The sequence below is a fragment of the Nonomuraea fuscirosea genome (assembly GCF_003001935.1).
Lineage (GTDB): Bacteria > Actinomycetota > Actinomycetes > Streptosporangiales > Streptosporangiaceae > Nonomuraea > Nonomuraea fuscirosea.
In genome coordinates this window covers 251261-270341 of record NZ_PVNG01000008.1, presented here as the reverse complement: position 1 = coordinate 270341, position 19081 = coordinate 251261, and the positions used below count along the sequence as shown (strand labels likewise).

The following is a 19081-nucleotide window of genomic DNA, read 5'->3' as shown; positions in this document are numbered from 1 at the left end:
CTTTCCTACGACAACCTGACGACTGGTCGCGGCCGGCCCGTTCCCACAGGCTCGGGCCATGACCGAACCTGGAACCGTGCTGATCACCGGCCCCACCCGCAACCTGGGCCGTCACGCCGTGCTGGCCATGGCCGGCCGCCCGGACGGCCGGCGACCCGACCTGCTGCTGGTCGGCCGGGCCGGACGGGACCTGACGGCGGTCGCCGACGAGGCCCGCGCGCGCGGCGCCGCCGTCCGCGAGATCGGCTGCGACCTGTCGCGCCTGGCCGACGTCCGTGCCGCCGCGGCCACCGTGCGCGGCCTGCTCGCCGCCGGCGACGTACGGCCGCTGCGCGCGCTGGTCGCCAACGCCGGCACCATGTCGGCCGACACCCGGCGGGCCTCGCACGACGGCTACGAGCTGACCTTCGCCGTCAACCACCTCGCCCACGCCCAGCTCATCGGCGACCTGCTGCGTTCGTTCACGGCCCCCGCGCGGGTCGTCCTGCTCGGCTCGAACACCTACCACGCCAACATCTGGCGCAGGCTGCTGGGCGTGCCCGGGGCCAGGTGGGCCGATCCGATCGAGCTCGCCCGCCCCGCCACCGGCGAGCGGGCCTCGGGCATGGCCGCGTCCGGCGTCGCCTACTCCAACGCCAAGCTGGCGATCCTGTACTACGCCCATGAGCTGCAGCGTCGCGCCGGCGCCGGGATCAACGTGTCGGTGTTCGAACCGGGCTGGATGCCCGGCACCGCGCTCGGCCGTGGCGCTCCTGAGGCGGTTCAGGCGATGAGCCGCGCCCTGGGCCGGGTGCCCGGCGTGTCGACGCCAATACGCTCGGGGCCGCTGCTGGCCGCGGTGGCCCTCGACGACGCGTGGGCGCATCTGCGTGAGGGCGCGTTCGTGGTGAAGACCAGGCTGACCGAGGTGCGGCCGGTCGCCCACGACCGCGACCGGGAGCGGCGCCTGTGGGAGGCGACCATGGAACTACTGGAACGCGCGGGAGCGTCGCATCAGTAAGTGCTCTCGCTCGGGTACGTGCCGCCAGATGCCCCGGCAATGCACCATGGTGCGACTATTCGCTCGGAACGGGTCCAAACCACACAAGATCACGCTAGGGTGCGGCAAATCATCTCCACCGCAACAGGAGCCGCTCTCTTCATGCCGAACGTAGAAACCCTGGGCACAGAAGCTTCCCCGGCCGCCCCTCGCCGGAAGCCACGGTTCCCGCTCATCTCCACCGCGGTCGCCGCTTCCGTGGCAGCCGGTGTCCTCGTCGGAAGTGCTCCCGCGACGGCGCAGGCCGCCCCGCGGCCGGTGGCCGCCCGGTCCGCCGCGGCGGCCGGCTCGTTCTCCCTCGCCTACGTACGGGTCGCCGGCGCGTCCAGGATCAACCAGGACGGGGTCACGTGTTACTCGGGCCCGGTGAGCTTCGGCATCGGCCTGGACGGGCCCAAGCCGGGAGCCAGGTTCTCCTACCGGTGGATCGTGGACGGCAAGGTCTTCAAGAAGGGCAAAAGGAAGCTGCCGTCGTACGGGCGGAGCGACTACTTCGGCTCCAAGAAGCAGGTCACGATGGACCTGGGCACCGCGCACAAGGTCGTCTTCCAGCTCACCTCGCCGCAGCGGCGGTCGAAGTCGGCCACCTGGGTCATGTGCTGACGCCCTGACCCGCCCTCCGCCACGGCCACCCCGCAAGGGGATCACAACCTGCCCGAACTCGCCCTGGACCTGAGCCGGACGCACCTGGCGGCTTTCCGGCACACCGGCGCCGCCGGGCACGCGGACGCCGCGCAACGGCTGGCCCGGCAGATCGTGAAGGCGACACCCAAGGAGTCGGCAGAGCACGAAACGGCCGGCTTGATCCTGGAGGAGCTGCGGCGCCTGAGAGCCTGACCACCGAACGCCCGCCCGTACGCGGAAAGCCCAGAGTCTCGTGTCCGCGCCGGACCATTACGATCAGGAGTGTCCGCGACTCCGCGACCGTAGGCCTTCCGCGCGACCGAGAGGGCGAAGACATGCACGGCCCCCTCCCCACCGGCTATGCCTCCCGTACGTACCAGGGCGACGAGGACCACGCCGCGATCGCCACCCTGCGCGCGGGCTGTGCCGCGCGAGACGGCATCGATTCCCGTTCGATCGTGGAAGGCGTCCCGACGGCCGCCCAGATCGCCCGCTTCTCCGCCTCGCTCGACGATCCCACCGAGGACCAGATCCTCGTGGTACGCGGTGCGGACGTCGTGGGCCACACGGCGGTCACCCGGTGGCAGGAGTCGGACGGGACGTGGGTGTATCTCCATCTCGGTCACGTCCTGCCCGGGCATCGCGGTCTCGGCATCGGCTCGGCGATGCTGACCTGGGCCGAAGAGCACATTCGCGCGCTCGTCCGGCGACACGGAACCGCGGCCACGGCCGTGTTCGGTGCGAACGCCGCCGCATCAGCGACCGAGGCGACGGCGCTGCTGCTGGAGGCCGGATATCGCCAGGCTTTCCGGCTGATGGAGCTGGAATTTCCCGATCTGCGGCGACTCACCGCACCCGGCCCGCCACCGCCACCCGGCATCACCCTCGCCGCCGTCGAACCGCACCACCACCGCGCCGCCTGGCAGGTGGTCGTCGACTCCTACGCGCACAATCCCTTCGTCGAGCCGTGGTCCTACCAGGGCTTCCGCGCGGAACTGGCCAAGCCCGGCCGCCGGTACGCCGCGTGGGACGGCGAACGCATGGCCGGCGTGGTCCTGTGCTCCCTCCGCCCGCCCGATCACTCGCCGGCCGTGATCGAGGAGCTCTGCGTCCGGGCGGAATGGCGACGCCTGGGCGTCGGACGGGCCCTGCTGCTGGAAGGTCTACGCGGCCTGCGCGCGCAGGGGGCGTCGAGCGCCCGCCTGACCACCAGCACCACCAATCCCCACCGCTCCTACGACCTCTACGAGAGCGTGGGGTTCCAACGCCGCAACGAACACATCCGGTACCGCCGGCCCTTCGACGCGGGTGGAGGTGTCTGATGTATCGGAGTGGAGAGCCGCATGGGGCGTGTCGCGGCCATCTGCTGATCGTCGGCGGTGATCCGGAGGCGGCCGCGTGGGCCTGACAGTCCGGCGTTCTCTCTGTCCGGGGGTGATCATCGGGGTATGGTGCTGGTGTGACTCGTCGGCCCCCTGATGATCATCTGGTCGAGATCAGCGAGCAGGCGATCGGCCGGGTGAGGGTGTGAGCGAATACCAGTACTACGAGTTCCTGGCGATCGACCGGCCGCTCACCGGCCGGCAGCAGGCCGAAGTGCGGGCGCTGTCCACCCGGGCGCAGATCACCGCCACCAGCTTCACCAACGAGTACCACTGGGGCGACTTCCGCGGCGACCCGTCCCGCATGGTGGAGCGTTACTACGACGCCCACCTCTATCTGGCCGGCTGGGGCACCCACCGGGTCATGGTGCGGCTCCCTGAAGCCGTGCTCGATCCCGAGCTGGCCGAGCGGTACTGCGTGGGCGAGCAGGTGAGCGCCTGGACCAGTGGGGAGCACCTCATCCTCGACTTCACCAGCGAGGAGGAGGAGTCCTCCGAGGACGACGTCGAGCGCTCGCTGTCGGCGATCGCCGGCATCCGCGCCGAACTGGCCGCCGGTGATCTGCGGCCGCTCTATCTGGCCTGGTTGTCGGCATACGGGACGTGGGAGCGCGACGAGGACGCCTTCGACTACGAGGAGGAGGACGTGCTGGAGCCGCCCGTCCCACCGGGGCTGGGCTCGCTCAGCGCGCCGCAACGGGCTCTGGCCGATTTCCTGCGGCTGGACGACGACCTGCTCGCGGCCGCCGCCGAGGCCAGCCCGCCGGCGCGGCCCGTACAACATGATCGCAAGGCGCTGGCCGTCTGGATCGGCGCTCTGCCCGCCAAGCGGAAGAACGCGCTGCTGCTCCGGGTCGTCGAGGACGACGGCGCGAAGGTGCGGTGGGAGTTGCTGCGGGAGTTCGATGGCGGCGGCACCGACCAGGAGACGGAGCCGGGGACGGAACGGACGGTCGCCGAACTGCTGGACGGTGCCGCCGCCCGCCGTCACGGCCGTGAGCATCAGGAGGCGGCCCGGCGCGCCGAAGAGCGGGAACGGCGCGAGCAGGAGCGGCGGCGGGAACAGGAGCTCCACCTCAACCGGCTCGCTCAAGACCTCGAAGCGGCGTGGGGCCGGGTGGAGGACTCCATCGGCACGAAGAAACCCCGCGAATACGACCAGGCCGTGCAACTCCTGCGTGACCTGCGCATCCTGGCCATCCGTGACGAGCACGCCGGCGTCTTCGCCCAGCGCCTCGCCCACCTGCGCGAACGGCACCAGGGCAAGCCCAGCCTGATGAAACGGCTCAACGACGCGGGCCTCACGACCGAGTAGCCGGCCGCAGCTCATCCCGTTCTCCCCGAAGATCGGGGATGGACGCGGCGAGGGCGCGTGGGCGATCCTTTAGCGTGCTGTTGCGCCAGTTGGAGTACCTGGTGGTCCTGGCCAGGGAGCGCCATTTCGCCCGTGCCGCCGCGGCCTGCCACGTCTCCCAGCCGTCCTTGTCGGCGGCCATCCGTAAGCTGGAACGCGAGCTGAACGTGCCGCTGATCCGGCGCGGGCAGCGGTTCGCGGGGCTGACCCCGGAGGGCGAGCGGGTGCTGCTCTGGGCGCACCGCATCCTCGCCGACGTCGACTCCCTGCGCCAGGACCTGTCCCGCATGCGCGAAGGGCTGTCCGGCACGCTGCGGATGGGCGCGATCCCGACCGCGCTGACCGCCGCCTCACTGCTGACCACGCCGTTCTGCGAGCGTTATCCGCACGTACGAGTGCTGCTGACCTCTTTGTCGTCACGGGAGATCGCCCGCCGGCTGACCGAGTTCGAGATCGACATGGCGATGACGTACCTCGATGACGACGAGGAGGAAGACTGGGGCGAGGTACGCGTCAGCCCGCTCTACCAGGAGCGTTACCTGCTGCTCACCCCGGCCGACGGCGAGCTGGCGGACCGGCAGGTGGCCCGGTGGGCCGAGGTGGCCGCGCTGCCGCTGGCCCTGCTGGCCCCCGAGATGCGCAACCGCCGGATCCTGGACGCCAACTTCCGGCACGCCGGCGCGGTGGCGGTGCCGGCGATCGAGACCGACACCGTCTCGGCGCTGTTCGCGCACGTGGCCACCCACCGCTGGTCGAGCGTCATCTCCCATGCGTGGCTGCACATGTTCGGCGTGCCCGAGGGGATGCGGGTCGTCCGGCTGGAGCGGCCCGCCCGGGAGCCGCGGGTCGGGCTCGTGCTGGCCGGTTCGAGGCCGGAGTCGGTGATCGCCGGTGCCGTGCTGGACGTCGCCCGCGACCTCGACCTGCGTGAGGTGTTCGACCGGCTCGCCGCCCAGCACCTGACCTAGCCGGCGACCCGCTCCCCGCCCGCGTAGACGTTGCAGCGCTCGTCGCGCAGGAAGCCCACCAGCGTGATGCCGAACTCCCTGGCCAGATCGACCGCCAGGGACGACGGCGCCGACACCGCGCACACCGCCGGGATGCCCGCCGACAGGGCCTTCTGCATGATCTCGTAGCTGGCCCGGCCGCTGACCATGAGCACGTGGTCGCTCAGCGGCAGCCGGTCGCTCATCGCCGCCCACCCGACCAGTTTGTCGACGGCGTTGTGCCGGCCGACGTCCTCCCGCGCCGCCACGAGCGTGCCCGAGGCCGTGAACAGCCCGGCGGCGTGCAGGCCGCCCGTCTTGCCGAACCCGCCCTGGGCGGCGCGCAACGCGCCGGGCAGCCCGTACAGCAGGCCGGCGGTGAGCCGCAGCTCGCCCCGAGGGAGGGGGCGGCAGCGGTCGTGCAGCGATTCGAGGCTGGCCGAGCCGCACACGCCGCACGCGCTGGAGGTGAGGAAGTGCCGGTCGAGCGCGGGCAGGTCGGGGACGGGCCCCCTCAGGTGCACGGTGACCGTGTTGTAGCGGGCCTCGGGCGGGAGGTCGTCGTCGGTGCAGTACGCGATCGCGGCGATGTCCCCCGCCCCCGCCAGCCCTTCCCCGCTCATGAACCCGGCCGCCAGCTCGAAGTCGTGCCCCGGCGTCCGCATGGTGATGGCCACCGTCCGGCGCGAGCCGTCAGGGGCGGACACGCGGATCTCCAGCGGCTCCTCCGTGGCCAGGTCGTCGCGGCGGTCCCTGGCCGTCGAGCCGGACAGCTGCCTGATCCGCATCGGGGTGGTCGGCCCCGGGCGCGCCTTCACCGCGCCGACCCGACTGCGCGGACCGGCCGGCCGCACGCCGTGTGCCGGGAGTCGCGCGGTCTCCTCGTACGTCATCGTCACTCCTGCTCAGGAAAACACCCGGCATCGGCCGGGGGCTGCACGGCAGGACGGCGACGGCCTGCGGCGTTCCGCGAACGTTCAGATCCATGAGATACCCCGTTCCGGCGGCCGATCAAGACCGCGAGCTGGGCGATTACCCGTCGCGCGCCCGACGCCGCCGACCGGACCTCAGCGGCCTGCCCTGATAGAAGCCGCCTATCGGATGAGAGAAAGAAACGATTGGACGCCCCGCCCGCGGATGAACGACCGTGCAGGGAGATCCCCCCGACCGAAAGGCTGGTCATGACGTCGCCGGCGCTGTCTTTTGCAGATCAGGTGCGCTCGGTCGTCGCGCGGCACCGTGACGACCGGGGCGCGCTGTTGCCCGTCCTGCACAGCCTCATGGAAGAGCTGGGCCACATCGATCCGGCGGCGATCCCGATTCTGGCCGACGAGTTGAACCTGTCGAGAGCCGACGTACACGGCGTTGTCACCTTTTATCATGACTTCCGGCAGACGCCGCCCGGCCGGACGAAGGTCCGGATCTGCCGGGCGGAGGCGTGCCAGGCGGTGGGCGGGGACGAGCTGGTCGAGCGGGCGAAGAGCCGGACCGGCGTCGGACTCGGGGAGACCACGCCGGACGGCGCGATCACGCTGGAGCAGGTCTTCTGCCTCGGCAACTGCGCGCTCGGCCCGTCCGTCCAGGTGGGCGACCGGCTGTACGGCCGGGTGGGGGCGCAGCAGCTCGACCGCCTCCTGGAGGGCGCCGCGTGACGAGCGAGCCGACGACCGTGTACGTCCCGCGCGACTCGGCCGCCCGTTCCGTCGGCGCCGACCAGGTCGCCGAGCGCATCGCCGAGACGGCGGGGCCAGGCGTCCGCGTCGTGCGGAACGGGTCCCGCGGCATGTTGTGGCTGGAACCGCTGGTCGAGGTGGCGACCCCGGCCGGGCGGGTGGCGTACGGACCGGTGCGCCCGGACGACGTGGACGGCCTGCTCGCCGCGGGACTGCTGGACGGCGCCGAGCACCCCCTGCGCCTCGGCCCGGCCGAGGAGATCCCGTGGCTGCGCGACCAGACGCGGGTGACGTTCGCCCGGGTCGGCGTGGTCGACCCGCTCTCCCCTGACGACTACGTCGCCCACGGCGGGCTGGCCGGGCTGACCCGCGCCCTGTCCCTCACCCCCGAGCAGGTGGTGGCCGAGGTCACCGACTCCGGGCTGCGCGGCCGTGGCGGCGCGGGCTTCCCCGCGGGCATCAAGTGGAAGACCGTGCTCGGCGCCGCGTCGGAGCTCAAGTTCGTCTGCTGCAACGCCGACGAGGGCGACAGCGGCACCTTCGCCGACCGGATGCTGATGGAGGGCGACCCGTTCACCCTCATCGAGGGGATGGCGATCGCCGCCTGGGCGGTCGGGGCGAGCGAGGGGTACGTCTACGTCCGCTCGGAATATCCCGATGCCGTGGCGACGCTGCGTACCGCGATCGACGCCGCCTACGAGCGGGGCTGGCTCGGCAAGCGGGTCCTCGACCGTGACTTCGGTTTCGACCTGTTCGTCCGGGTGGGCGGCGGGGCGTACATCTGCGGCGAGGAGACCTCCATGCTGGAGAGCCTGGAGGGCAAGCGCGGCATGGTCCGCGCCAAACCGCCGATCCCGGCCCTGGAGGGCCTGTTCGGCCGGCCCACCGTGGTCAACAACGTGCTCACCCTGGGCTCGGTGCCGATGATCATGGCTGCCGGCGCGGCGGCGTTCGCCGGGCTCGGGGTGGGCCGCTCACGCGGCACCCAGGTCTTCCAGCTCGGCGGGAACGTCGCCCGCGGCGGCATCGTGGAGACCGCCTTCGGCGTCACCCTCGGCGAGCTGGTGGAGGGGTACGGCGGCGGCACCCGATCGGGCCGGCCGGTGCGCGCCGTGCAGGTCGGCGGGCCGCTCGGCGCCTACCTGCCGACGTCCAGGTTCGACCTGCCGATGGACTACGAGGCGTTCGCGGCGGCGGAGGCGATGGTCGGCCACGGCGGCGTGGTGGTGTTCGACGACACCGTGGACATGGCGGCGCAGGCCAGGTTCGCGATGGAGTTCTGCGCCGCCGAGTCGTGCGGCAAGTGCACCCCGTGCCGGATCGGCGCGGTGCGCGGCGTCGAGGTCATCGACCGCATCGTCGCGGGCCGGGACAGGACCCGCGACCTGAAGCTGCTCGACGACCTGTGCCACCTGATGACCGAGGGGTCCCTCTGCGCGATGGGCGGTCTGACGCCGATGCCGGTGCGCAGCGCCCTCACCCACTTCCCCGGCGACTTCGGAGCGACGACGGAGGAACGGCGATGAGCCTGATCAAGGAGCAGGACTACGGCACTCCGGCGCGCTCGGGCGAGGCGACCGTGGCCGTGGAGATCGACGGCAAGCGGGTACGGGTCCCGGAGGGGACCTCGGTGATGCGCGCCGCGTCCGAGTGCGGCATCGACATCCCCAAGCTGTGCGCGACCGACAGCCTGGAGCCCTTCGGCTCGTGCCGCATGTGCCTGGTGGACATCGACGGCCGCAAGGGCTCGCCGGCGTCGTGCACCACCCCGGTGGCCGAGGGGATGAAGGTACGCACCCAGACGCCGGAGCTGGCGGAGCTGCGCCGCGGCGTCATGGAGCTGTACATCTCCGACCACCCGCTGGACTGCCTGACCTGTCCCGCCAACGGCGACTGCGAGCTGCAGGACATGGCGGGACAGGTCGGCCTGCGCGAGGTCCGCTACGGCTTCGACGGCGAGAACCACCTCGACCTGCCGACCGACAGCACCAACCCCTACTTCGACTTCGACGCGAGCAAGTGCATCGCCTGCTCGCGCTGCGTGCGCGCCTGCGGCGAGGTGCAGGGCACGTTCGCCCTGACGATCGAGGGGCGCGGATTCGACTCGAAGGTCGCGGCCGGCGCCGGCGGCACGTTCATGGAGTCCGACTGCGTCTCCTGCGGCGCCTGCGTGCAGGCCTGCCCGACCTCGACGCTGCAGGAGCGGTCCGTGGTCGAGCTCGGCATGCCGAACCGCACCGTGCTCACCACCTGCGCCTACTGCGGCGTGGGCTGCTCGTTCAAGGCGGAGCTGCGCGGGGACGAGGTCGTGCGCATGGTGCCGTACAAGGACGGCAAGGCCAACGAGGGACACTCCTGCGTCAAGGGCCGGTTCGCCTTCGGCTACGCCTCGCACCCCGACCGGCAGCTCAAGCCGATGGTGCGCGAGCGGATCACCGACCCCTGGCGGGAGGTGGAGTGGGAGGAGGCCATCGGCCACGTCGCCCGCCGGATGCTGGAGATCCAGGCCGGGCACGGCGCCGGCGCGATCGGCGGCATCAGCTCCTCCCGGTGCACGAACGAGGAGGTGTACGTCGTGCAGAAGATGGTCCGCGCCGCCTTCGGCAACAACAACGTCGACACCTGCGCCCGCGTCTGCCACTCACCGACCGGCTACGGACTCAAGCAGACGTACGGCACGTCGGCCGGCACCCAGGACTTCAAGTCCGTGGAGAAGGCCGACGTCATCCTGCTCATAGGGGCCAACCCGACCGACGCCCACCCGGTGTTCGCCTCGCGGATCAAGCGCCGGCTGCGCCAGGGGGCCAAGATCATCGTCGCCGATCCGCGCCGGATCGACCTGGTCAAGTCCCCGCACGTCCAGGCCGAGCACCACCTGCGGGTGCGGCCCGGCACCAACGTGGCGCTGATCAACGCCATGAGCCACGTCGTGGTGACCGAGGGCCTGGTGGACCGGGAGTTCGTCGCGGAGCGCTGCGAGGACTTCGCCGATTGGGAGCGGTTCATCTCCGCCCCCGAGCACAGTCCCGAGGCGGTCGAGGAGATCACCGGCGTCCCCGCCGCCGAGCTGCGGGCGGCGACCCGCCTGTACGCGAGCGCGGGCAACGCCACCATCATGTACGGCCTCGGCGTCACCGAGCACAGCCAGGGCTCCACCATGGTGATGGGCATGGCGAACCTGGCCATGGCCACCGGCAACATCGGCCGCGAGGGCGTCGGGGTCAACCCGCTGCGCGGCCAGAACAACGTGCAGGGCTCGTGCGACATGGGCTCGTTCCCGCACGAACTGCCCGGCTACCGGCACGTCTCCGACGACGTCGTACGCGGCACGTTCGAGACGCTGTGGGGCCGGGTGCTCGACCCCGAGCCGGGCCTGCGCATCCCCAACATGTTCGACGCCGCGATCGACGGCACGTTCCTGGGCCTGTTCGTGCAGGGCGAGGACATCGCCCAGTCCGACCCGAACACCAAGCACGTCAGCGCCGCCCTGTCGGCGATGGAGCTGGTGGTCGTGCAGGACCTGTTCCTCAACGAGACCTCGAAGTTCGCGCACGTCTTCCTGCCGGGCACCTCGTTCCTAGAGAAGAACGGCACGTTCACCAACGCCGAGCGCCGGATCAACCGGGTCCGCCCGGTGATGGCGCCGAAGAGCGGCAAGCACGAGTGGGAGATCGTCTGCGAGATCGCGCAGGCGATGGGCTACCCGATGAAGTACGACGACTCCGCGCAGATCATGGACGAGATCGCGATGACCACCCCCACCTTCGCCGGGGTGTCGTTCGCCAAGCTCGACCAGGTCGGCAGCGTCCAGTGGCCGTGCGACGACGCGGCGCCGGAAGGCACCCCGATCATGCACATCGACGGGTTCGTCCGCGGCAGGGGCCGGTTCGTGCTCACCGACTACGTGCCTACCCAGGAACGCAGCACCCGCAAGTTCCCGTTGATCCTGACGACCGGGCGCATCCTGTCGCAGTACAACGTGGGCGCCCAGACCCGGCGTACCGGCAACACCGCCTGGCATCCCGAGGACGTGCTGGAGATGCACCCGCACGACGCCGAGGTGCGCGGCATCCGCGACGGCGACACCGTCGCGCTGACCAGCCGGGTCGGGGAGACCGGCCTCCGGGTGAAGATCGACGACCGGATGCCGGTCGGGGTCGTCTACACGACGTTCCACCACCCGGTGACCGGCGCGAACGTCGTCACCACGGAGAACTCCGACTGGGCGACCAACTGTCCCGAGTACAAGGTGACCGCGGTCCAGGTGACGCTCCGGCACCCGGCCCCGGCGGGGATGGTGTGAGCACGTGACCATGACGCGGACGCCTCCGCACATCCGCATGGCGAACGAGATCGCGGTGCAGTTCAGGCACCGCGACCCGGCCTGGGCGGCCGAGCGGATCGCCGAGCACGTCCGGGCCTTCTGGGATCCCCGGATGCGCTCCATGCTGGTCGCCGACGCCACCGGCGCCACCGACGGCCGCCTCGACCCGCTCGTCCTGGCCGCCGCCGCGCTGCTGTCCCCGGCGCCCGGCCCGGTGTCAGGGCAGCGGTCGTCGTCCTGAGACGGTCAGCAGGATGTCCTTGACCGGCAGCTCGACGGGCTCGCCCGTACCTAGCTCGATGTCGGCGTCGGTGCCGCGCAACCGCACACCTGTCAGGTCGACGCCGAAGTAGGACAGGCTCCGGTCGTCCGCGCTCGCCAGCACGAGGGCGACGCGTTCGGCCGGCGGCGCGGGCAGTCCCAGCGGCTCGGTCATGTCGAGGCCGTGGATGACGTCGTGACTCAGCGCTCCGGCGAGCCCGCCGCCGGGTGGCCGCCACTCGTTGGTGACGTTCTCGCGCAGGCAGGCGAGGAGGGCGGCGTCGGGCATCCGGGTGGTGTCCTTGCGGGCGGACCGGTCGGCGTACCGGTCGAAGGAGAAGCGGGCCGCCGCCAGTCCTGCCACGAACCGGGGCAGGCTCGTACGGAACGGCGCCGTCATGTGGGCGACGACCTCACGAACCCGCCATCCTTCGCACAGGGACGGGCTGTCCCAGCCCTGGGCGGGGAGGTCGGTGAGCAGGCAGGTCAGTCGTTCTCTCTCGGCGTGGATGTGCTGCTTGAGTTCCGCGTCGGTCGGTGACATGGGTGTGGCCTTCGGGTCGTGGTGGACATGTCGCCTCTTGTACGACCGAAGGCAGCCGGACTCATCGGTCCTTCCTGATCAGCTTTCGGGCCGGTCAGGCAGGCCGAACTCGGCGAAACGGTCACCCCAGCCCAGGAACGTGACGACCTCGCTGATCCGCCCGTCCCTGAGTTCGACCACCAGCAGGGCGAACGGCACCAATACCCCGTTCTCGTCCGGCCGGTACTGACCGAGCGTCCAGCACCCGTTGGCCGGTTCGCCGAAGATCAGCCGGTCGTCGCCACAGGAGTCCGACGCCGACATGACCGCGGCGATGTGCGCCGCCCCGTCCAGCCACCACGCGAAAGGCGGCATCCCCGACCGCGCGTCGTGCGCCAGCACCGCGACGAGTTCGTGCACGTCGTGCGTCTGGAACGCCTTGACGTAGCGGTGCAGGAGGTCGAGCTGGGTCACGTCGTCCAGCCGCGGAGTGTCGGCCGGGTGCGGCCGGTGCCGGTCCAGCGTCGCCCGCGCCCGCTGCAGGGCGCTGTTGGCCGCCGCCACCGACGTCCGCATGACCTCGGCCGCCTCGACGGCGCTGAACTCGAGCACGTCCCGCAGCACCAGCGCGACCCGCTGCCGCGGCGGCAGCCGCTGCAGCGCGGCGATGAAGGCCAGCCGCAGCGTTTCCCCGCGCATCGCCAGGGCGGCCGGGTCGGCGGTCCCCATCACCCGGGAGTCCGCCAGCGGCTCCACCCACCGTGCCGCCGGCAGCGGGACGCCGAGGTCGGCGCCGCCGCTCGACGCGGGCCCCATGTCCCACGGCAGCGCCCGCCGCCGCGCGCTTCTGAGCATGTCGAGGCAGACATTCGTGGCGATCTTGTGCACCCAGGTCGAAAGTGCCGCCCGCTCCGGGTCGAAGCCGTCGATGGCCCGCAACGCGCGCACCATCGTCTCCTGCACGGCGTCGTCGACGTCGCTCGCGGAACCGAGGATGCGGTAGCAGTACCCGGTCAACGGCCCCCGCAACGACTCCAGCATCGCCGGCGGGACATCGGATCCATCCTTCACAGCCACCCGCCCATCATGACGTCTTCGACATCCAGGACATAAGCGATCAGCACGGCATCGCCGGGCTACCCGGCGGGGGCGCTATGCGGTTGTCATGCGGGCAGGGATAAGAGAGATTCCCTATGTGTTAGAACTCGTCATCCAGGTAGACGATCGATCGATGGATCCGCCGGATCAGTCCGCCCAGTGGAACCAGGCGTCGAACACGGTGTACGGCGGATCCCCGAGAACGGTGTCCACCTGAAGCCCCCGCATTAACGGCAGGCCGAGTAGCCGAGCATCGAGCAGGCCGAGGTCGTGCCGATCGAGCACCTGACGGATCTGCCGGTATTCCGCCGCCCATCCCGGCGGAGCATCGTCCGCGACCAGCGACAGCTGCGGCAGGCCGCGGCTACCGGCGCCGTCCGGCCCCGAGGATTGACTGCCGGGCGTGAAGAGCACCGCCACCGGCGCGAGCCGGCAGAGCGCCAGCGGCAGCCCTTCGACCTCCGTCCAGCCGTTCGCGGAGCGGCACGCCGAGCCGTCGCGTCTGGTGACGAAGACGTCGATGTACGACGCGTAGCCCGAGCCGTAGTTCCCGAACTCGGCATGGTGAACGCGCAACGCCGGCATGCGGTCGAGGTCGGCGACGACCCGCCGGAGGAACCCCTCGACCGAGGCAGCCCCGCCGGCCCAGGCTCCCGCCGTGCTCGCCGGTTGGTCGGTCACCGCGTTCCGGAGAGCTGCCGGATCGAGCGCGGCTTTTTCGGGTCCGGTCATCGCCAAAAGCCTAGTTAAAGCAGCCGTCGCTAGCGTGCTCCACGCGACCTGCCATCGACTTGCGGAAGGTGAACATGCCGGGCCAGTCTTCCCACTCCCGCGCCGCGCGGCTGCGCACGCTGATCGTCGATCACGACCACGCGACGCGTGCCCAGCTGGAGCGGCTTCTGTGCCGCCACCAGGAAGTCGAGCTGGTGGCCGCGTGCGCGACGGCGCGGGCCGCGGCTGAGGCGATGAAACGGCGCCGACCGGATCTGGTCTTCCTGGATCCGGGGCGGCCGGAGGAGGGCGGCTTAAAGGTGTTCGACGTTCTCCGGGGCCGCCGGTGGCCTGCTGTCGTGCTGATGGCGGCGGCAGGTGCGCCTCTGCCGGGTGCCGAGGAGGTTCATGAGGTCGATCGGCTGGTCAAACCGTGCGACCGGGTCGCGCTCCAAGCCGTGCTGGCCCGGGTGGTCAGCCGCCTGGCCGCTGGTGGGCGACCGGCCGGGACGTCGCCGCCGGACCGCTTCTCCGGCGGTGGGCGGGTGGCCGGGCCGCCGCCGCTGGGCCGGCTGCCCATCGAGGGCGCCGGTCGGATCCAGTTCCTCGACCTGGCCGCCATCGACTACATCAGGGCCGAGGGCAAGTACGCGCGCATCCACGTCGGCTCCCGGACCCACCTCGTCCGCGGCACGCTCACGCTGCTCCAGGAGCGGCTGGATCCGCGGACGTTCCTGCGCGTGCACCGCTCGCTCATCGTGCGCCTGGACCGGATCCGCGAGGTCGAGATCCTCCGGCACGGCGAGCTGCGCCTCTTCCTGTCCACGGGCGACAGCCTCATCTCCGGGCGCACCTACCGTGACCAGCTCCGCCTTTCGCTCGGCCTGCCGACGTAGGCCGTGACCGGCCGGCGGTCCGCCGCTGGTAGACGTGCACCGACCAGGGCAGGAAGGCCGCGATGAGAACCGCGCACCAGCCCAGTGCCAGCATCGGGGCGTGCTCCTGCGGCCAGCCGCCGGCCGCCGGGGCGCCGTCGCCGAGAAGGGCGCGCACCGTGGTGGTGACCGCGCTCATCGGGTTCCACTCCGCGATCAGTCGTACGGGCATCGCCATCCGGTCCGTCGGGACGAACGCGTCGGACACGAAGGTCACCGGGAAGAGCCAGGCGTAGCAGGCCACCTGCGCCGCCTCGGTCGAGCGGACGGCGCATCCGATCGTGACGCTGACCAGGCTCATCGCCAGGCCGAAGAGCATCAGCAGCCCGAACGCTGCCAGCGACCCCGCGAGCCCCCCGTGGGGACGCCACTGCAGGAGCAGCCCGCAGCCGGCCGTGACCGAGATCCCGAGCGCGCCCGTGATCTGCTGGGACAGGACGCGGGCGATGACGATGCTGGCACGGGGCACGGGCAGCGATCGGAACCGGTCGACGACGCCGCGTTCGAGGTCCTCGGCCATGCCGATGCCCGCCAGAGCCGAGCCGAACACGACGGTCTGCACCAGCACCCCCGTGACCAGGAACGCCTGGTAGTCGCCCGCTGGCACCTGGATGGCGCCGCCGAGGACGAAGCCGAACAGCAGCACGAACAGCACGGGCTGCACGGCGACGACGGCGATGAGGTCGGGTGAGCGGCGCAGGCGCAGCACGTTGCGCGCGCCGATCACGCGCGTCGCGCGGACGAGCGACGGTGCGGTCATGTGAACGATCTCTCTTCCTGCCGGTGCTTCCTCGGCTCGCTGGTCATGGCCACGAAGACGTCCTCTAAGGACGGCCGCCGCAGCGCCAGCTCCTCGACCTCGACGCCGGCCGAGGCGAGGGCCCGCACGGCCGTGCCGAGCAGCGCCAGCGGGTCGGTGGCGGCCAGGTGTGCCACGATCGCGCGGTCGCCGGTGGTGATCCCCGGCAGGGCGAGCGTCTCTAGAACGGACAGCACCGGGCGGCGCTGGTCGGGATGCCGGAGGACGATCTCCAGCCGGGGCCCGCCCGCCTGCCGTTTCAGTTCTCCGGGAGTGCCGTTCGCGATCAGCCGGCCGTCGCGCAGCACGCTGACCGCGTCGGCCAGCCGTTCGGCCTCGTCGAGGTGCTGCGTCGTGAGCAGCACGGTCGTGCCGGCGGCGACGAGCTCGCCCACCAGCTCCCACACGTCCAGGCGGGCGACGGGGTCGAGGCCGGTGGTGGGCTCGTCCAGGAAGAGCACCCGTGGTCTGGCCAGGAAGGCCGCGGCCAGGTCGATCCGCCGGGCCATGCCCCCGGACATGTCGGCGACCGTCTTGCCGGCGAAGTCCGCTAGCCGGAGCCGCTCGGCCAGCTCGCCGGTGCGCTCGCGGGCCGCCGCTCTGCTCAGCCCGGCGAGCCGGCCGAGCATGTGCAGGTTCTCCCTGCCGGTCAGCCGGTGGTCGAGCGCGGCGTGCTGGCCGCACAGGCCGATGCGCTCGCGGACGAGGTGGGGGTGCGTCCGCAGGTTCGCGCCCGCCACGAGGACGTGGCCGCTGTCCGGGGCCAGCAGGGTGGCGAGGATGCGTACGGTGGTCGTCTTGCCCGCGCCGTTCGGCCCGAGCAGGGCGTGTACGGTGCCGCCGGGGACGACGAGGTCGAGGCCGTCCACGGCCGGTCTGCCGTGTTCGTACCGTTTGCGGAGCCCCTCGATGACGATGGAGCCGGACGCTGTCATCGTTTCCTCCCGGAGCGTCAGAGCCCGGCGACGGCGGCGATCCACCGCCACAGCCAGCCGTACAGCAGGACCAGGTCGAGGCACACGCCCAGTGCGGCGAGCGCCGCGAACAGCCGGCGCACGCGCGGCGACCCGGCCTGCCGCGGCGAGGGGCTGTCGAGGGCGGCGGCCACCGCGAAGTAGGCGTCGGTACGGCGGTGCGTCCCGCCCTGCCAGATCAGCCGGGCCACCAGCACCGCGACGACGAGCCGGGGGAACCAGCCGCCGCCGAGCGCGGTCCAGCCCGCGAACGCGGCCAGCACGGCGAGATCGACGGCCACGCCGGCGCCGAGTGCGGCGAGTTGATGGGGTTTGGCCCACCCCCACGTGTGGGTCAGGTCGGCCGTCGTGACCGCCCGCCACCAGCGCAGGCGTACCCTCGGCAGCGGGCCGCCGCGCGGACGTCCCGTGAGCACGTGGGCGCTCTCGTGCAGCGCCGTCGTGACGACCGCCACCAGGACGGCGACGGCGGCCGCGAGCAGCGGGGGCACGCCCGGCGGGGCGAAGGCGCCGCCCGCCGGGACCGTTCCCGCGACGAGGAGCGCGGACGCGGAGAGCACGAGACCGGCGAGCGCGATCGGCGCGACCGCGCGCAGTAGCGCCGGGTGCGCGGGATCCGTCAGTTCGAGGTCCCTCGCGTGTTCCGCGCCGTCATCGACGATCCTGGCCAGTTCCTCGGCGTCCGCCGGGGTCAGCCAGGTCAGCGTCGCCGGCAGTTCGTCAGGGGTAATGCCCTGCTGGAGGTGCCGGACCGCGTCGGCGGTGCGGGCGTCCACGATGAGCGGGCCGTCCCGGGAGGCCAGCGCCCACGCGTCCGGCCCGCGCCGGCGCAGCGTCACCGCCGGAGCCACAGCCGGAGTCGCTGCTGAGGTCGCTGTTGAGGTCGCCGCTGGGGTCGCCGCTCGGCTAGGCGCCTTCCCGGTACTCACGGAAGACCTCCCAGTCCGACTCCGTGCCCGTGCCGCAGGTCGGGCAGAGCTCAGGCAGCCGCGGCCAGTCGTTGAGGTGGAACGCGGTGCCCTCCTCGTAGTCGATCTCGAACTGCACGCCGACGGAGCGGGGCGGGGCGTAGCCGGTCAGGACCCGTACGGCCTCGTCCACGGCCACCGCCGAGAGCTGGAAGAGGGCGGGGGCGTAGGCGATGGACGGGGCCTCCCAGCCGCTGCGCATGAACCCGAACTGCGCGACGAACACCGGGTCCTTCTGGCTGTAGTTGATGTTCAGGCAGTCGAAGCAGCCGGAGACGCCGGGGACGACGGTGAACACGCGGCCCCTGGTGACCTGGGACAGTCCGTAGACGCACGGGACGTTCCGCGCGACGCAGGCCGCGTTCACCCGGCGCTGGGCGATGAACGGCGGCTCGTCGATCGCGCAGATCACCAGGTCGACGCCGTCGAGCAGATCGGTGACGTCCTCGGCGGAGTCGACCTTCCGCACGTGCGGGCGCACCTCGACCCTGGAGTTCATCTGCTCGAGGGCGTCGGCGGCGGCGGTCGCCTTCGGCACGCCGATGTCCTTCTCGCGGTAGAGAAGCTGGCGGCCGAGGTTCGCCGCCTCCACGGAGTCGTGGTCGGCCACGATGACGCGGCCGACGCCGACCCCGGACAGCAGGGTGAGGAAGTTCGAGCCCGCGCCGCCCAGGCCGAGCAGCAGGACGGTGGAGTCCTGAAGGCGCTGTTGCGCCCGGTAGCGGTTGCCCGCTATCCCCTCGAACCGGCTGAAGTAGCGGATGTTGGGCAGCAGGCGGGCGTCGAAGTCGTCCTCGGTGTGCCCGCCCGGTGTCGCCGACTCGACGAAACCCTCGTGGTCGAGGGTGGCGATGCCGTCCAGCACGTCGGACACGCTCAGGTGGGGATGACGTCGCCGTACGGCCGCCACGACCTCCGGCACCGGCCGTCCGTCGAGCGACTCCGCGAGGTCCCACACCTCACCGCCGGCGTCGTCGAACTCCGCGGTGATGCCGAGCTGCGCGCCGATGCGGAATCGGCGGTCGTCGAGCCGATAGCGGGGGTAGATCTCCTTGATGCGCGGATTCCCGTCGGCCGCGGGCTCCGCATCGGTCGTCTGGTTCGCAGGATGACCGGCCATGTCGCCTTTCGCTTTCCGTGAGATGTCAGCTTTCCTTCGGGGTCGGCAGCGTCCTTGAGATGCCGACGGGAAGCGCGCCCCAGGCGGCCGTGTGGCCGCCCGGGGAGCGCTGAACCGTATGGCGTGGATCAGGCGACGATCCACCAGGCGGTGGCCTCGATCTTCTCGGGACGACGGATGACGATGCGCATGTGAAATCACCTCCATTCCTGGGACTTCGACCCCTTTTGAGCGGGTCTGATCTCATGGTGCGGAGTTCTCGGCGCCGCACGGCAGGTGGAGGTCACGAACGGGTGCAAGGGGACATCGA

Annotated in this window: 18 protein-coding genes; 10 read left to right on the top strand and 8 right to left on the bottom strand. The window is 71.6% G+C overall.

The window, feature by feature from the left end:
- Nucleotides 1-58 precede the first annotated feature (58 nt).
- The 5 genes from B0I32_RS20440 (at nt 59) to B0I32_RS20420 (ending at nt 5367) form a co-directional block, all read left to right on the top strand.
- Entirely contained in the window at nt 59-1000 is a 942-nt protein-coding gene (locus B0I32_RS20440; RefSeq protein ID WP_106241603.1) for an SDR family NAD(P)-dependent oxidoreductase, read from the top strand.
- Between the two features lie 141 nt (nt 1001-1141).
- A complete protein-coding gene (locus tag B0I32_RS20435) occupies nt 1142-1642 on the top strand; it encodes a hypothetical protein (RefSeq protein ID WP_146178239.1) in 501 nt (166 codons plus the stop codon).
- Between the two features lie 356 nt (nt 1643-1998).
- The gene (locus B0I32_RS20430; RefSeq protein WP_106241597.1) at nt 1999-2985 is read left to right on the top strand and encodes a GNAT family N-acetyltransferase; all 987 of its coding nucleotides are present in this window, start codon (nt 1999-2001) and stop codon (nt 2983-2985) included.
- 205 nt (nt 2986-3190) lie between these two features.
- Nucleotides 3191-4360, top strand: coding sequence for a hypothetical protein (locus B0I32_RS20425; RefSeq protein ID WP_106241594.1), 1170 nt, complete (start codon nt 3191-3193; stop codon nt 4358-4360).
- Nucleotides 4361-4434: 74 nt separating this feature from the next.
- On the top strand, nt 4435-5367 hold the full coding sequence (locus tag B0I32_RS20420) for a LysR family transcriptional regulator (protein ID WP_106241592.1): 933 nt from the start codon (nt 4435-4437) through the stop codon (nt 5365-5367).
- On the opposite strand, the gene fdhD is transcribed toward B0I32_RS20420, so the two are convergent.
- The gene (fdhD, locus tag B0I32_RS20415; RefSeq protein WP_245955927.1) at nt 5364-6278 is read right to left on the bottom strand and encodes a formate dehydrogenase accessory sulfurtransferase FdhD; all 915 of its coding nucleotides are present in this window, start codon (nt 6276-6278) and stop codon (nt 5364-5366) included. The genes B0I32_RS20420 and fdhD overlap by 4 nt on opposite strands.
- A gap of 288 nt (nt 6279-6566) precedes the next feature.
- Between fdhD and B0I32_RS20410 the strand changes: the two genes are divergently transcribed.
- Genes B0I32_RS20410 through B0I32_RS20395 form a run of 4 tightly spaced genes read left to right on the top strand, consistent with a single transcriptional unit; the run spans nt 6567 to nt 11623 of the window.
- Nucleotides 6567-7037 carry a formate dehydrogenase subunit gamma gene (locus B0I32_RS20410; RefSeq protein ID WP_106241895.1) on the top strand — a complete coding sequence of 157 codons (471 nt, stop codon included), beginning with the start codon at nt 6567-6569 and terminating at the stop codon, nt 7035-7037.
- Nucleotides 7034-8584, top strand: a complete 1551-nt coding sequence (locus tag B0I32_RS20405; RefSeq protein ID WP_106241589.1) for a formate dehydrogenase beta subunit — start codon at nt 7034-7036, stop codon at nt 8582-8584. Before B0I32_RS20410 ends, B0I32_RS20405 begins: the two co-directional genes overlap by 4 nt.
- Nucleotides 8581-11361 (top strand): formate dehydrogenase subunit alpha, encoded by a 2781-nt coding sequence (fdhF, locus tag B0I32_RS20400; protein ID WP_106241587.1) that lies wholly within the window; start codon nt 8581-8583, stop codon nt 11359-11361. The genes B0I32_RS20405 and fdhF overlap by 4 nt, the downstream gene beginning before the upstream one ends.
- Before the next feature lie 10 nt (nt 11362-11371).
- Nucleotides 11372-11623, top strand: a complete 252-nt coding sequence (locus B0I32_RS20395) for a formate dehydrogenase subunit delta (RefSeq protein WP_245955940.1) — start codon at nt 11372-11374, stop codon at nt 11621-11623.
- On the opposite strand, the gene B0I32_RS20390 is transcribed toward B0I32_RS20395, so the two are convergent.
- The 3 genes from B0I32_RS20390 to B0I32_RS20380 form a co-directional block, all read right to left on the bottom strand.
- The gene (locus B0I32_RS20390; protein WP_106241583.1) at nt 11600-12187 is read right to left on the bottom strand and encodes a maleylpyruvate isomerase family mycothiol-dependent enzyme; all 588 of its coding nucleotides are present in this window, start codon (nt 12185-12187) and stop codon (nt 11600-11602) included. The genes B0I32_RS20395 and B0I32_RS20390 overlap by 24 nt on opposite strands.
- Nucleotides 12188-12265: 78 nt before the next feature.
- Nucleotides 12266-13243 carry an RNA polymerase subunit sigma-70 gene (locus B0I32_RS20385; protein ID WP_245955926.1) on the bottom strand — a complete coding sequence of 326 codons (978 nt, stop codon included), beginning with the start codon at nt 13241-13243 and terminating at the stop codon, nt 12266-12268.
- Between the two features lie 168 nt (nt 13244-13411).
- Entirely contained in the window at nt 13412-13996 is a 585-nt protein-coding gene (locus tag B0I32_RS20380; protein WP_106241892.1) for a hypothetical protein, read from the bottom strand.
- A gap of 74 nt (nt 13997-14070) precedes the next feature.
- Between B0I32_RS20380 and B0I32_RS20375 the strand changes: the two genes are divergently transcribed.
- Nucleotides 14071-14871 carry a LytR/AlgR family response regulator transcription factor gene (locus B0I32_RS20375; protein WP_106241578.1) on the top strand — a complete coding sequence of 267 codons (801 nt, stop codon included), beginning with the start codon at nt 14071-14073 and terminating at the stop codon, nt 14869-14871.
- Here the strand turns inward: B0I32_RS20375 and B0I32_RS20370 are convergent.
- Genes B0I32_RS20370 through B0I32_RS20355 form a run of 4 tightly spaced genes read right to left on the bottom strand, consistent with a single transcriptional unit; the run spans nt 14813 to nt 18771 of the window.
- Nucleotides 14813-15670: an ABC transporter permease gene (locus tag B0I32_RS20370; RefSeq protein WP_106241576.1), complete on the bottom strand. Its 858-nt coding sequence runs from the start codon at nt 15668-15670 to the stop codon at nt 14813-14815. The genes B0I32_RS20375 and B0I32_RS20370 overlap by 59 nt on opposite strands.
- Entirely contained in the window at nt 15667-16644 is a 978-nt protein-coding gene (locus tag B0I32_RS20365; protein ID WP_106241575.1) for an ATP-binding cassette domain-containing protein, read from the bottom strand. Before B0I32_RS20365 ends, B0I32_RS20370 begins: the two co-directional genes overlap by 4 nt.
- A gap of 17 nt (nt 16645-16661) precedes the next feature.
- Nucleotides 16662-17534 carry a hypothetical protein gene (locus B0I32_RS20360; protein WP_106241572.1) on the bottom strand — a complete coding sequence of 291 codons (873 nt, stop codon included), beginning with the start codon at nt 17532-17534 and terminating at the stop codon, nt 16662-16664.
- 55 nt (nt 17535-17589) lie between these two features.
- Nucleotides 17590-18771: a ThiF family adenylyltransferase gene (locus tag B0I32_RS20355; RefSeq protein WP_106241570.1), complete on the bottom strand. Its 1182-nt coding sequence runs from the start codon at nt 18769-18771 to the stop codon at nt 17590-17592.
- Nucleotides 18772-19081: the final 310 nt, after the last annotated feature.